The following is a 12,829-nucleotide window of genomic DNA, read 5'->3' as shown; positions in this document are numbered from 1 at the left end:
GGGGGGCTCCTTGGGTGAGGGGGAATGAGCGCGTGGGCGTGGGGCAATCAGACGGACATGGCTTCGGGGCCGGTGCCTGTATGCAGCGGCATCGCGGCGCGGGTCGGCGGGGGCGTGCGCGTGCCCCGGGCCATGGCCACCGCGCCGGTGCGGCCCAGCTCGAGGATGCCGAAGGGCCGCATGGCATCCACCAGGGCATCGATCTTGTCGAGGCTGCCGGTGCATTCGATGACGAGGCTGTCTTCGGCGATGTCCACCACCGTGGCCCGGAAGACCTGGGCCAGCTGGAGCACTTCGGAACGCACCTCGGGCCCGGCCGCCACCCGCACCAGCACCAGGTCGCGCACCACTTTGGGCCGCTCCCCCAGCGGCTGGACCTCCAGGACATTCACCAGCTTGCGGAGATGCTCCACGGCCTGGCGCACCATGGGTGCCTCGGAATCCACGACGATGGTCATGCGGGACAGGCCGGCCCGCTCCGTGGGACCCACAGTCAGGGAGTGGATGTTGAAGCCGCGGCGCCGGATCAGGGAGGCGATGCGGGTCAGGACGCCGGGTTCGTCATCGGTGTAGACCACGAGGACCTGAGAGTTGGAAACCTGGAGCACAGAGCCTCCTTTCATGCGGGATCCGAACCGGTTTCGGCGAGGGCGCTGGGGCGGCGGATCATGTCGTGCAGCGCCGCGCCCGCCGGCACCATGGGGTAGACGCTGTCCTCCTGCTCGACCTTGAACTCGATGAGCGCCGGACCTTCAACCGCCCGGGCCCGGGCCACGGCGGCGGCCAGGTCGCCCCGGGCCTCCACCCGCTGCCCAGGGATGCCGAAGGCCTCCGCCAGCTTCACGAAGTCCGGTGAACGGATGGGCGTGGCGGCGTAGCGGCCCTCGTAGAACATGGCCTGCCACTGGCGGACCATGCCCAGGTACCCGTTGTTGATGATGGCGATGTGGACCTTCACGCCCTCCTGCACGGCCGTCATGAGCTCAGCGAAGGTCATCTGGAAGCCGCCGTCGCCCGCCACCACCCAGACTTCGGCCTCGGGCCGCGCCAGCTTGGCGCCGATGGCCGCGGGCAGCGCGAAACCCATGGTGCCCGCGCCCCCGCTGGTGATGAGGCTCCGTTCACCGTCGTGCTTGTAATACTGGGCCTCCCACATCTGGTGCTGGCCCACATCGGTGACCACCACCGCCTCACCCTTCGTGAGGCGCCAGAGGTCGTGCATGACATGGGCCGCATAGAGGTGCCCGTCGTCCGGCAGGTTCTGGATGTCGCGCACGGCGGAATCGCCCCGCCACTCCCGGATGGTGCCCAGCCAGCTCGAGCGGTCCGCCACCGGCACCCCGGGCAGCAGCGCCCTGAGCACCTCCAGCAGGTCCCCCGCGATGGCCACCTCCACCGGCACATTCTTGTTCAGCTCGCTGGCGTCGATGTCGATGTGGACCTTCCGCGCGTTCGGGGCGTATTCCCTGAGCTTGCCGGTCACGCGGTCATCGAAGCGCATGCCCAGGGCCAGCAGGAGATCCGCCTCCTGGATGGCGCGGTTCACCCAGGATTCACCGTGCATGCCCATCATCCCGAGACTGAGGGGATGCGTGGCGGGCACGGCGCCCAGGCCGAGCAGCGTCAGGGCGAAGGGGATGTCGGCGCGCTCGGCCAGCGCCAGCACTTCGGCCCGGGCCCCGGCCAGTTGGATGCCGTGGCCGGCGAGGATGACGGGCCGCTTGGCGTGGCGGATCAACTCCAGCGCGCGCGCCAACTCGGCCGGATCCGGCGGGGGCGGCAGGTGGCGCCGGTGGCGCTGGGGCGCAGCTGCCGCCCAGTCCAGCGTCGCCCGGGACTGCTGCGCGTCCTTGGTGATGTCCACCAGCACGGGGCCGGGGCGGCCGCTGCGGGCCACCGCGAAGGCCTCGCGGAGGGCCGGGACGATCTCTTCGGCCCGGGTCACCAGGTAGTTGTGCTTGGTGATGGGGATGGTGATGCCCGTGATGTCCACTTCCTGGAAGGCGTCCGTGCCCAGCAGGGCCGAGCCCACCTGCCCGGTGATCGCCACCAGCGGCGTGGAGTCGAGCATGGCCGTGGCCAACCCGGTGACGAGGTTGGTCGCTCCGGGGCCCGAGGTGGCCACCACCACCCCCACGCGGCCCGAAGCCCGGGCATAGCCATCGGCCATGTGCGCGGCGCTCTGCTCGTGGCGCACCAGCACATGCCGGATCGGGTAGCCCACCATGGCGTCGTAGGTCGGCAGGATGGCTCCGCCGGGATAGCCGAAGACCGTGTCCACCCCTTCGCGCTGGAGGCTCTCCCAGATGAGCTGGGCCCCGGTATGCGTCCCGTCCTGGTTCATGGCCACCCCCTTCACCGCGCGACCGTGATGGCGCCTTCGGCGGCGCTGGCCACCGTGGCGGCGTACTTGGCGAAGACGCCCGTGCGGTAGCGCGGGGGCGGGGTTCGCCACTCGGCCCGGCGCCGCGCCAGTTCGTCCTCGGCCACCTTCAGGTCGAGCCGGCGCGTGGGGATGTCGAAGACCACGGTGTCGCCCTCCTGAACCAGCGCGATGGGGCCGCCCACGGCCGCTTCCGGCGCCACATGGCCCGCCATGAGCCCGCGGGTGGCGCCCGAGAAGCGGCCATCCGTCAGCAGGGCCACGGATTCGCCGAGGCCCGCGCCCACCAGGGCCGCCGTCACGCCCAGCATTTCGCGCATTCCCGGGCCGCCCCGCGGGCCCTCGTAGCGGATCACCACCACATCGCCCGGATCGATGCGCCCGGCCTGGACCGCGGCAAAGGCCTCGTCCTCCGTTTCAAAGACACGGGCCGGTCCCGTGTGGTGAAGCCGCTCGTGGCCCGCCACCTTCACCACGGCCCCTTCCGGGGCGAGACTGCCCCGCAGGATGACCAGGCCTCCGCTCGTTTTGATGGGATTCGACGCGGCGCGCACCACCTCCTGGCCCGGCGTCTCCCGGGCCGAGGCCAGCTCCTCGGCCAGGGTCCGCCCGGTCACCGTGAGCGCGGCGCCATGCACCCTGCCCCCTTCCAGCAGGCGCTGGGCCACCAGGCGGATGCCGCCGGCCGCGTGGAGATCCGTGGCCGTGAAGCGGCCGCCGGGCTTGAGGTCCGCCAGCAGGGGCGTGCGGGCGCTGATCTGGTCGAAGTCCTCGAGCGTCAACGGGACGCCGGCCTCCCGGGCCAGGGCCAGGTAGTGCAGCACGGCGTTGGTGGACCCGCCGGTGGCGGCCACCGCGGCGATGGCGTTCTCAAAGGCTTCGCGGGTGAGGAGGGCGCTGGGCCGCAGGTCGCGCTTCAACAGCTCCATCGCGAGGCGCCCGCAGGTCTCGGCGGCCTCGCCCTTCCGGGGATCCTCCGCCGGAATGCCGTTGAGGCCCATGGGGCTGAGGCCGATGAGCTCGAGGCTGCTGGCCATGGTGTTGGCCGTGAACTGGCCGCCGCAGGCCCCGGCGCCGGGACAGGCGGCATCCTCGACCTTCTTCAGGCCCGCGTCGTCCAGGCGGCCCGAGCTGTGGGCGCCCACGGCCTCGAAGACATCCTGCACGGTGAGATCCCTGCCATCGCAGTGGCCCGGGGCCGTGGAGCCGCCGTAGAGGATGAGGCCGGGGATGTCGAGGCGCGCCAGGGCCATGGCCACGCCGGGGTTGGTCTTGTCGCAGCCCGACAGACAGACCAGGCCGTCGAAGGCATTGCCGCGGGCCACCAGCTCGATGGAATCCGCGATGACCTCGCGGCTCACCAGTGAAGCCTTCATGCCCTCAGTGCCCATGGTGATGCCGTCGCTGATCGAAACGGTGCAGAACTCCATGGGCGTGCCCCCGGCGGCGCGCACGCCCACCTTCACGCGCTCAGCCAGCTCCCGCAGGTGGTGGTTGCAGGGGCCGATCTCGGTCCAGGTGTTCGCGATGCCGATGATGGGCTTGGCCAGGTCCTCATCCGTGAAGCCGGTGGCCTTCAGCATGGCCCGGGCCGGGGCGCGATGGGCGCCCTGGGTGATGACCCGGCTGCGACGGTTCAGAGGCTGGTCGGTGGGCGTCATGGCAATCCTCGGTGGCTCTTGAACGGGAACGGCCCCGCCTGGGGGTGCGGGGCCGCGGTCGGTGGAGATCCGGACAGCGCCCCTAACCCGTCAGTCGCAGCTCGAAGCCGAGGCCCACGGGCCGCGCGATCACCCCGATTCCGGTCCAGCGGGCCGGGATCGGGAGTGCGGAGGCGGGAAACAGGGACATGGCTGGAGCCTTTGGAAAAGTCAGGGGCGGGAACGGTGGCCTTCCGGGGAGCCGCACCAGGAATAGGCCGAATCCACCAGCCGGGGGGCCCTGGCGCGGGGCGGACGGATGGCGTCGCGGATGCGGGCGCCCAGGGAGCGTGTGCCGTGGGGATGGACGGCGCCCTTCAGGTCGCCCGTGCCATGCCCGCCCTGAAGCACCCGATCCACGGCGGATTCCAGCGCCAGGGCCTCGGCCTGGAGGTCCAGGCCGTGGCGCAGCAGCAGGGCCGCCGACAGGATGGTGCCGATGGGGTTGGCCCGGTCCTGGCCCGCGAGGTCCGGCGCCGATCCGTGGATGGGCTCGAAGACGCCCACGGATCCCCCGAGGCTCGCGGAAGGCAGCAGGCCCAGGGACCCCGCCAGCACGGCGGCCTCGTCGGTGAGGATGTCGCCGAAGAGGTTCTCCGTGAGCACCACATCGAAGTCCCGGGGCCGCGTGATGAGGGCCATGGCGAAGCTGTCCACATAGGCGTGCTGGACCTTCACGGCCGGGTAGGCCGGCGCCAGGTCGTCCACCACCTGGCGCCACAGGCGCGAGGTCTCCAGCACATTGGCCTTGTCCACGGACACCAGGTTCCGGCGCCGGCCGGCCGCCAGCTCGAAGGCCACCTTGGCGACGCGCTCGATCTCAACCCGGGTGTAGGGCAGCGTGTTCACGGCCGCCTGGTCCGAGTACGACCGGGGCTCGCCGAAATAGAGACCGCCCGAAAGCTCCCGCACGAACATCAGGTCCGTCCCGCGGACGACCTCGGGCTTCAGGGGGGAGGCGTCCTCCAGGGCCGGGTGGACGGCCACGGGCCGCAGGTTGGCGTAGAGGCCCAGGGCCTGCCGCAGGCGCAGGAGACCCGATTCGGGTCGCTGATGCCGGGGGCACCCATCCCAGGCGGGACCGCCCACGGCCCCCAGCAGCACGGCCTGGCTGGACCGGCAGGCCGCCAGCGTGGCTTCGGGCAGCGGATCGCCGGTGGCGTCCACGGCCGCTCCGCCGATGGGGGCCTCCTGGAACACGAAGCGGTGGCCGAACTGCTCTCCCACGGCCGCCAGACAGGCCACAGCCTGGGCGGTGACCTCAGGCCCCACGCCATCTCCGGGAAGGACGGTGATCCGCGCGTCCATCTTCAAACCCCCCAGCCGTACTGGTCGGGGTCGGCCTCCGGGCCGTCGGCCAGGTTCGCGGCGGAGGTGGTCAGGAGGCCCTTGGCAGGCCGATCCGGGGTTTCCGACTGGGGTTCAGGCGTGGCTTCGGCCATTCAACACCTCGTTTCGGCTTCGACCGGCACGGACGCGCGGCGGGCGAAGAGGACCTTGTTCGTGGCGTTGAGATAGGCCCGGGTGCTGGCCTCCACCACATCCGTACTGGCGCCCTTGCCGCCGTGGATCACGCCGTCGAACTCCACCTGGACGAACACCTCGCCCACGGCATCGGCGCCGCCCGTGAGGGAGTGGATCCGGAAATCCACCAGGCGGCCGGTCAGTCCCGTGAGCTTGTCCACGGCCGCGAAGACGGCGTTCACAGGTCCGTCGCCCATGGCCGTCTCCGTCGCCTCGCCACCCTCAGTGGCCAGGGTGACCAGGGCCGTGGCGAACATCGAGGTGCCCGCCGTGGCCTGGAGCGCCCGGAGCTTGAAGATTTCGGGGATGTGGGTCAGGCCGTCGCGGACGATGGCCAGCAAGTCCTCGTCGAAGATCTCCTTCTTCTGGTCGCTGAGCTTGGTGAACAGCTTGTAGGCCTTGTCCAGCTCCGTGCGGCCCAGGGCATAGCCCAATTCCTCGAAGCGCTTGGCCAGGGCGTGGCGGCCCGAGTGCTTGCCGAGCACCAGGCTGGTGCGGCGGACGCCGACGGACTCCGGCGTCATGATCTCGTAGGTGGAGCGGTGGCTCAGCATGCCGTGCTGGTGGATGCCGCTCTCGTGGGCGAAGGCGTTGCGTCCCACGATGGCCTTGTTGGGCTGCACCTCGATGCCCGTGATGTGGGCAAGGGTCTGGCTGGCGCGGTAGATGGCCTCCTGGTTGACGCCCGTGGCGAAGGGCAGCGCGTCGCGGCGCACGGACAGCGCCATCACCACTTCCTCGAGCGCGGCATTGCCGGCGCGCTCGCCGATGCCGTTCACGGTGCATTCCACCTGCCGGGCCCCGGCCGCGACGGCGGCCAGGGAATTGGCCACCGCCAGTCCCAGGTCGTTGTGGCAGTGGACGCTGATGGTCACGCCTTCGATGCCCGGCACGCGGGCGCGGATGTGGCTGATGAGCTTCCCGTATTCATCCGGGACCGTGTAGCCGACGGTATCCGGCACATTCAGCACCGTGGCGCCCTCCTCGATGGCCACGGCGAACACCTGCACCAGGTAGTCCCAGTCGCTGCGGGTGGCATCCTCGGCGGAGAACTCCACCTCCGGACAGAGCGATCTGGCCCGCCGCACGCCGTCCCGGATCATCTCCAGGGCCTCGGTGCGGGTCTTCTGGAGCTTGTGGGCCAGGTGGATGTCGGAGGTGGCCAGGAAGGTGTGGATGCGAGGCCGGGCGGCTTCCCGGAGGGCCTCCCAGGCGCGGTCGATGTCCCGGGGGAGGGCCCGGCAGAGGGCGGCGATCACCGGCTTCCGGCACTCCCGGGCGATGGCCTGCACCGCGGCGAAGTCGTCGTCCGAAGCCACCGGGAAACCGGCCTCGATGACATCGACCCCCAGGGCCTCCAGCTGGCGGGCCATCTGCAGCTTCTCGTCGAGGTTCATGCTGCAGCCCGGGGACTGCTCGCCGTCGCGGAGCGTGGTGTCGAAGATGGCGATCCGCTCGGTGCCCATGGGGGTACTCCTGGACCGGCCGGAGCCGGGGGATCACCTAACGATCATCCGAGTCGAGCTATAAATACATTTAATTTTTTTTATGATTACATAAGTAATACTTAAGATCCTACACTCTCCCGTGGGAGGCCCCATGGATCTCGGGCAGCTGGAGACATTCCTGGTGGTGGCGCAGGAGAAGAGCTTCTCCCGGGCTGCGGAGCGCCTCTTCCGCACTCAGCCCGCCGTGAGCCTCGCCCTCAAGAAACTCGAGGAGGAGCTGGGCGAGACCCTCCTGGACCGGACCACCAAGGGTGGCGTCCTCACGGATGCCGGCACCACGCTGTTGCCGCTGGCCCAGCGCATGTTCGACCTGCGGCAGGAGATCTTCGACACCTTCGGGGCCCTGAAGGGGCTCCAGCAGGGCCGTCTCAATGTCGGGGCCAACGAGAGCGTGTCGGAGTTCCTGCTGCCCCGGATCCTGCTGGCCTATCAGCAGGCCTGCCCCGCCATCAAGATCCAGGCCTATCGCCAGACCTCGGAGCGCATTCCGGGCGAGGTGCTGGACCGCAGGCTCGATGTGGGTTTCGTCTCCTACGACGCGCTGCACCCCGAGCTCGTGAGCCAGGTCATCCACCGTGACCGCATGGTGCTGGTGGTGCCCCCGGGTCACCGCTTCGCCCGGCGGAAGAACCTCCGCATCACCGATCTGGGGGAGGATCGCTTCGTGGCCCACAACGCCCCCACACCCACCCGGACCGCCATCATCGAGCTGTTCGCGCGCTGCGAGACGCCCCTGCGGCTCACCATGGAGCTGGCCTCCATCGCCACCATCCTGGAGTTCGTGGCCCTGGGCGCCGGGCTGGCCATCCTGCCGCGGATGACCGTGGCCGCCGCGGTCCGCGAGGGCCGCCTGGTGGAGGTGCCCGTGCAGGAACTCCAGCTGGAGAAGCTCATCCGCATCGTCACCCGCCGCGAAGCGGCCCAGTCCCCGGCCACCCGGGCCTTCCTCGGCCTGATCCGCTCCATCGACTTCAGCCAGCCCCTGCCCGGCCCTGGGAGGAAGCGTCCATGACTCCGCGCACCCTCTACGACAGGATCTGGGACGAGCACCTGGTGGCCACCCGCGCCGACGGCACCAACCTGCTCTACATCGACCGGCACCTGGTCCATGAGGTCACCAGCCCGCAGGCCTTCGAGGGCCTCCGCGAAGCGGGGCGGCCCCTGCGCCGGCCCAACGCCATCCTCTCCGTGGCCGACCACAATGTCCCCACACTCCACCGGGAGGAGGGCATCGCCGACGAGACCTGCCGCCTGCAGGTCGAAGCCCTCGAAACGAATGTGAAGGCCTACGGCGTGCCCTACCTGCCGCTGCTCGACGACCGCCAGGGCATCGTCCATGTGATCGGCCCGGAGCAGGGCTTCACCCTGCCCGGCACCACCATCGTTTGCGGTGACAGCCACACCAGCACCCACGGTGCCTTCGGGGCCCTGGCCTTCGGCATCGGCACCAGCGAGGTCGAGCATGTGATGGCCACCCAGACCCTGCCGCAGCGGAAGTCGCGCAACCTGCGCGTGCGCTTCGAGGGCGCCCTGCCCCGGGGACTCGGCGCCAAGGACCTGGCCCTGGCCCTGATCGGCCGCATCGGCACCGCCGGCGGCACCGGCCATGTCATGGAGTTCACGGGGGCCGCAGTCCGCGCCCTGTCCATGGAAGGCCGGATGACCCTCTGCAACATGAGCATCGAAGGCGGGGCCCGCTCCGGCCTGGTGGCCCCGGACGACACCACCTTCGCCTACCTGCACGGCCGGCCCATGGCCCCCCAAGGCGCCCTGTGGGACCAGGCCCTGGCCCATTGGCGCGGCCTGGCCTCCGAGGAGGGGGCGGTCTTCGACCGAGAAGTCGTGCTGGACATCTCGGACCTGGCCCCCCAGGTCACCTGGGGCACCAGTCCCCAGTGGGTGACGGACATCACCGGCCGCGTGCCCGACCCCGCCTCCGCGACCACGCCCGATGATCGGCAGGCCATGCTGCGCGCCCTCGACTACATGGATCTCCGGCCCGGCACGCCCATCGAGGAGATCGCCCTGCAGGCCGTCTTCATCGGCTCCTGCACCAACGGCCGCATCGAGGATCTCCGCGAGGCCGCCGCAGTGGCAAGGGGTCGCCAAGTCGCGCCGGGGATCCGCGCCCTGGTGGTGCCGGGATCGGGGCTGGTGAAGCGCCAGGCCGAGGCCGAGGGCCTGGACCGGATCTTCCTGGAGGCCGGCTTCGAGTGGCGCCAGCCCGGCTGCAGCATGTGCCTGGGCATGAACGAGGACCGCCTCGCCGAGGGCGTCCGGTGCGCCAGCACCAGCAACCGCAACTTCGAGGGCCGTCAGGGCCGGGGTAGCCGCACCCACCTGGTGAGTCCCGGCATGGCTGCCGCCGCGGCCGTGACGGGGCACTTCACTGATGTGCGCCGATGGCTGGAGGCCTGAGATGGAACCGTTCACCACCCTCACCGGCATCGCGGCGCCCCTGCTGCGCGCCAACATCGACACGGACCTCATCATTCCCAAGCAGTTCCTGAAGACGCTGGTGCGTTCGGGCCTGGGCAAGAACCTCTTCCAGGAGATCCGGTACGACGCCCAGGGGCGGGAGCGCCCGGACTTCATCCTGAACCAGGCGCCCTACCGCCGGGCCTCGATCCTGCTCGCCGGGCCGAACTTCGGCTGCGGCTCGAGCCGCGAGCATGCGCCCTGGGCCCTGAAGGACTTCGGCATCCGCGCCATTCTGGCACCCAGTTTCGCCGACATCTTCTTCACCAACTGCTTCGCCAACGGCCTGCTGCCGGCGGTCCTCCCCATGGAGGCACTTGAGGTCCTGGCGACGGTTGAGGGCCCGCTTACCGTGGACCTCCCCGCCCAGCAGGTGCGCGGCGGAAGCCGGTCCTTCGCCTTCACCATCGAGCCCGCCCGCAAGGCCGTGCTGCTCGAAGGGCTCGACGAGATCCGACGCACCGAGGCGAACCTGGCCGACATCGCGGCCTTCGAGGCCCGCCGACGCGAAGAGGCGCCCTGGCTGGAGATCCGCGTGCCCTGAGAGCAGGCTACCCTGGAGGGCCAACCTCCAGGATGCCGCATGAAATCCATGACCGCCTTCGCCGAGATCGTCCGTCCCCTGGAGGCCGGTCAGCTGCGGCTCACGCTCCGCAGCGTCAACCACAAGACCCTGGACCTGAGCCTGCGCCTGCCCCCCGCCCTGTTTCCCCTGGAGGCCGGGCTGCGCGCCCAGGTGCGCGACGCCGCCCAGCGCGGGAAGCTGGACCTGGTGGTCGAGGTGCAGGACGAGCCCTCGCTGGAGCCCCGCATGAACCGCGCCCTGCTGCGCGCCGTGGCCAAGGGCTGGCAGGAGGACGCGGAATGGCTGAACCTGCCCTCCCTCACGGCCGAGGCCTTCTTCCGCCTGCCCGGGGCCTTCCAATCCCCCGCCTCGGATCTCGGAGAGCGGCTCCAGGCACCGGTCCACGAGGCGCTGAAGGCCCTTCTGGAAACCTGGAACGCAGGCAGGGCCCGTGAAGCGGAGCGGCTGCGGCCCTTCTTCGAGGACGGATTGGTGCGGCTTCGATCCCTGCGCGAACGCCTCCAGGCCGAGGCGGAAGCCCAGGCCGCCGAGCTTCCGGGCCTCTACCGCCAGCGCATCGAACAGATCCTCGAGGACGCCCGCCTCACGGGCCAGCTGCCCGCCGAGCGCCTGCTGGCCGAAGCCGGGGTGCTGGCCGAACGCCAGGATGTGCGGGAGGAGCTGACCCGGCTCGCCGCCCACCTGGACGACTTTGAAGAGCGGCTGGCGAAGGGCCGCCTTGAAGGCAAGGCCGTGGATGTGTGGTGCCAGGAGGTGCTGCGCGAGCTCAACACCACCGGCAGCAAGTGCAAGCGCATCGACATGACCCGCGCCGTCATGGAGGCCAAGGGCGTCCTCGATCAGATCCGGGAGCAGTCCGCCAACCTGGAGTAGCCGCCTTCAGTGCTCTCCGTAGGTCTTCTCGCCGGCCGGGATCCGCACCTTCAGCAGGTTCTGCTTTGGGGGCAGCGGACAGGTGGCGAAGGGCGTGAAGGCGCAGGGCGGGTTGACGGCCCGGTTGAAGTCCAGGACGAGCTTCCCGTCCTTGGGCGGATCGGCGTAGAGGAAACGCCCCGCGGGATAGGTCTCGGCACCGGCCGTGCCATCCCGGAAGATGAAGAAGAACTTCGAGTCCGGCCCGCCTTCCTGCACAGGCTGCAGGGTGTAGGAGCGCCCCTGGAGGCGGAACCTCACCAGGCCGGGCGCTGGCATGGCTTCCGTGGTGCCGAGCACCGTGGGGATGGCCACGGTCCTGGGCGTGGGATAGGGCTTGAAGGTGGCCACGACCCGATAGGCGGCATCCGGCGGAAAGGCGTCCACGCCCTTGAAGGCCTTGAGTGCCGGGTTGGCGGTGTCCTTCACCCGGACGGCGAAGCGGTCGCCGCGGCGGATGACATGGAAGCGCAGCGTCCCCACCCGCAGGACATCCGGCTCGCCTTCGGCATCCGTGCGCAGGGGGACCTCCTCCACCGTTTTTCCGCGGAGGGTCACCCCGGCGCCGGGCTCGGCGCGGAAGGTCACGCGGCCCTGATCCAGCCGGAAGACACCGACCCGGGACGGCACGCCGCTCGGCAGGACCACGGGAAGGCCCGCCTCCGATCCCGCCTCGTTCGCCCCCTCCTTCAGGAAGTGCAGCCCCACCAAGCTGAGCCACCCCTCCTCCGCCGACAGGGAACGGAACCGTTCGGCCCGCCAGCTCTGGTGGGCCGCGGTGAACTCGGCGGGGGCCTGGGCCAGAAGGCTGGGAGCGGCGAGCAGGAAGGGAACGAATTTCAGGATCTGGGGTCCAAGAGACATGGGGCAGCTCCAGTCAGGGTTCGTAGGAGAGATCCATGGCGCCCTTCCAGACGCCGAAGAGCCGGGTGCGGGTCCAATCCTCCGCGTTGGGACGCAGGCGGCGCAGGCGGCGGGAGAGGAACCACACGGAACCATCCTTCAGGCGGACCTCGTCGTAAGGTGCCAGACGGACCTTCGCCATGTCCTCGGGGTCGATCTTCCCGGGGAACGCGGCCCAGGCCCATCGCGCGGCGGCTAGACTTTCGGCCCAGGCCCGGCTCTCCATCAGTCCGGGATCCGTCGCCACCCGCAGCCCCGCGATGCCGGCGGGGCCGTGGACGAAGCCGGCGGACCTGGAGAGCGTCATCCCCCGGCGCAGGAAGGGGCCGCTTCCCGGCACGCGCCACCGCGAGAGGAGCGCCGGAAGGTCCGCCTGGCGGGCCTTGAAGCGAAGCTCCAGGGTGTCCGGATCGATCACTCGGGAATGACCTTCCAGCCGCGTCAGGTCCGCTGCGAGCGCCGCGGCGAGTCTCCCGGCGTCGAGCAGGCTCCCGTCCTGCATCCGCCAGCCGGGGATCACCGACAACCGCCAGCGGCGGCCGTGGCGGCTGCCCTGGAGCCCGGAGAGCAGCTGACCCGCCCAATCGCCCTCCGGCCCCTTCTCCAGCAGGGTGAGGTCGGACTGGGTGGCCAGGAAGGCCTCCAGCTTCTCCCCGGCGGGCAGGAGCGCCTCCAGGACCACCTCGTCCTCCCCGAACTCCGGCCGGGCGGGCACGAAGAGCGCCTGCCCGGGCGCCAGGGGCACCGGCACGAGGGTGTCCTGGTACCAGAGGTACCCGGCAATGCCCGCCACGATCAGCGCCAGGGCGGCAAGGAGGAGACGACCCTTCATGGT

The 12,829-nt window shown here is 70.4% G+C and carries 12 protein-coding genes; 4 read left to right on the top strand and 8 right to left on the bottom strand.

Going from position 1 to position 12,829, the window contains the following annotated elements; all coding sequences use genetic code 11:
• Positions 1 to 47 precede the first annotated feature (47 nt).
• The 6 genes from ilvN to QZ647_RS04915 form a co-directional block, all read right to left on the bottom strand.
• Entirely contained in the window at positions 48 to 623 is a 576-nt protein-coding gene (gene ilvN / locus QZ647_RS04940; protein WP_291271100.1) for an acetolactate synthase small subunit, read from the bottom strand.
• Positions 620 to 2,344, bottom strand: coding sequence for a biosynthetic-type acetolactate synthase large subunit (gene ilvB / locus QZ647_RS04935; protein ID WP_291271099.1), 1,725 nt, complete (start codon positions 2,342 to 2,344; stop codon positions 620 to 622). Before ilvB ends, ilvN begins: the two co-directional genes overlap by 4 nt.
• Before the next feature lie 11 nt (positions 2,345 to 2,355).
• A complete protein-coding gene (ilvD, locus tag QZ647_RS04930; protein ID WP_291271098.1) occupies positions 2,356 to 4,044 on the bottom strand; it encodes a dihydroxy-acid dehydratase in 1,689 nt (562 codons plus the stop codon).
• Between the two features lie 210 nt (positions 4,045 to 4,254).
• Positions 4,255 to 5,391 carry a 3-isopropylmalate dehydrogenase gene (leuB, locus tag QZ647_RS04925; RefSeq protein WP_291271097.1) on the bottom strand — a complete coding sequence of 379 codons (1,137 nt, stop codon included), beginning with the start codon at positions 5,389 to 5,391 and terminating at the stop codon, positions 4,255 to 4,257.
• 2 nt (positions 5,392 to 5,393) lie between these two features.
• Positions 5,394 to 5,525, bottom strand: a complete 132-nt coding sequence (locus tag QZ647_RS04920; protein WP_291271096.1) for a hypothetical protein — start codon at positions 5,523 to 5,525, stop codon at positions 5,394 to 5,396.
• On the bottom strand, positions 5,526 to 7,073 hold the full coding sequence (locus QZ647_RS04915; RefSeq protein WP_291271095.1) for a 2-isopropylmalate synthase: 1,548 nt from the start codon (positions 7,071 to 7,073) through the stop codon (positions 5,526 to 5,528).
• Between the two features lie 133 nt (positions 7,074 to 7,206).
• Here QZ647_RS04915 and QZ647_RS04910 point away from each other — a divergent pair, with 133 nt between their 5' ends.
• Genes QZ647_RS04910 through QZ647_RS04895 form a run of 4 tightly spaced genes read left to right on the top strand, consistent with a single transcriptional unit; the run spans position 7,207 to position 11,052 of the window.
• On the top strand, positions 7,207 to 8,127 hold the full coding sequence (locus QZ647_RS04910; protein WP_291271094.1) for a LysR family transcriptional regulator: 921 nt from the start codon (positions 7,207 to 7,209) through the stop codon (positions 8,125 to 8,127).
• A complete protein-coding gene (gene leuC, locus QZ647_RS04905; protein ID WP_291271093.1) occupies positions 8,124 to 9,533 on the top strand; it encodes a 3-isopropylmalate dehydratase large subunit in 1,410 nt (469 codons plus the stop codon). Before QZ647_RS04910 ends, leuC begins: the two co-directional genes overlap by 4 nt.
• Position 9,534: 1 nt before the next feature.
• Entirely contained in the window at positions 9,535 to 10,137 is a 603-nt protein-coding gene (gene leuD / locus QZ647_RS04900; RefSeq protein WP_291271092.1) for a 3-isopropylmalate dehydratase small subunit, read from the top strand.
• 39 nt (positions 10,138 to 10,176) lie between these two features.
• Complete coding sequence (locus tag QZ647_RS04895; protein ID WP_291271091.1) at positions 10,177 to 11,052, top strand: DUF1732 domain-containing protein; 876 nt, start codon at positions 10,177 to 10,179, stop codon at positions 11,050 to 11,052.
• Between the two features lie 6 nt (positions 11,053 to 11,058).
• Here QZ647_RS04895 and QZ647_RS04890 read toward each other — a convergent pair whose 3' ends face one another.
• Entirely contained in the window at positions 11,059 to 11,955 is an 897-nt protein-coding gene (locus QZ647_RS04890) for a DUF1684 domain-containing protein (protein WP_291271090.1), read from the bottom strand.
• A gap of 13 nt (positions 11,956 to 11,968) precedes the next feature.
• Positions 11,969 to 12,826 (bottom strand): hypothetical protein, encoded by an 858-nt coding sequence (locus QZ647_RS04885; protein ID WP_291271089.1) that lies wholly within the window; start codon positions 12,824 to 12,826, stop codon positions 11,969 to 11,971.
• Between the last annotated feature and the right edge of the window lie 3 nt (positions 12,827 to 12,829).

This window comes from Geothrix sp. (genome assembly GCF_020622065.1).
GTDB lineage: Bacteria > Acidobacteriota > Holophagae > Holophagales > Holophagaceae > Geothrix.
Note: the sequence above shows the minus strand (reverse complement) of the source record. Positions and strands in the feature narration are given on the sequence as shown.

Bases quoted from the DNA above. Each gene is read 5' to 3' on its own strand.
- ilvN (WP_291271100.1), bottom strand. From the start codon at position 623: ATGAAAGGAGGCTCTGTGCTCCAGGTTTCCAACTCTCAGGTCCTCGTG.
- ilvB (WP_291271099.1), bottom strand. From the start codon at position 2,344: ATGAACCAGGACGGGACGCATACCGGGGCCCAGCTCATCTGGGAGAGC.
- ilvD (WP_291271098.1), bottom strand. From the start codon at position 4,044: ATGACGCCCACCGACCAGCCTCTGAACCGTCGCAGCCGGGTCATCACC.
- leuB (WP_291271097.1), bottom strand. From the start codon at position 5,391: ATGGACGCGCGGATCACCGTCCTTCCCGGAGATGGCGTGGGGCCTGAG.
- QZ647_RS04920 (WP_291271096.1), bottom strand. From the start codon at position 5,525: ATGGCCGAAGCCACGCCTGAACCCCAGTCGGAAACCCCGGATCGGCCT.
- QZ647_RS04915 (WP_291271095.1), bottom strand. From the start codon at position 7,073: ATGGGCACCGAGCGGATCGCCATCTTCGACACCACGCTCCGCGACGGC.
- QZ647_RS04910 (WP_291271094.1), top strand. From the start codon at position 7,207: ATGGATCTCGGGCAGCTGGAGACATTCCTGGTGGTGGCGCAGGAGAAG.
- leuC (WP_291271093.1), top strand. From the start codon at position 8,124: ATGACTCCGCGCACCCTCTACGACAGGATCTGGGACGAGCACCTGGTG.
- leuD (WP_291271092.1), top strand. From the start codon at position 9,535: ATGGAACCGTTCACCACCCTCACCGGCATCGCGGCGCCCCTGCTGCGC.
- QZ647_RS04895 (WP_291271091.1), top strand. From the start codon at position 10,177: ATGAAATCCATGACCGCCTTCGCCGAGATCGTCCGTCCCCTGGAGGCC.
- QZ647_RS04890 (WP_291271090.1), bottom strand. From the start codon at position 11,955: ATGTCTCTTGGACCCCAGATCCTGAAATTCGTTCCCTTCCTGCTCGCC.
- QZ647_RS04885 (WP_291271089.1), bottom strand. From the start codon at position 12,826: ATGAAGGGTCGTCTCCTCCTTGCCGCCCTGGCGCTGATCGTGGCGGGC.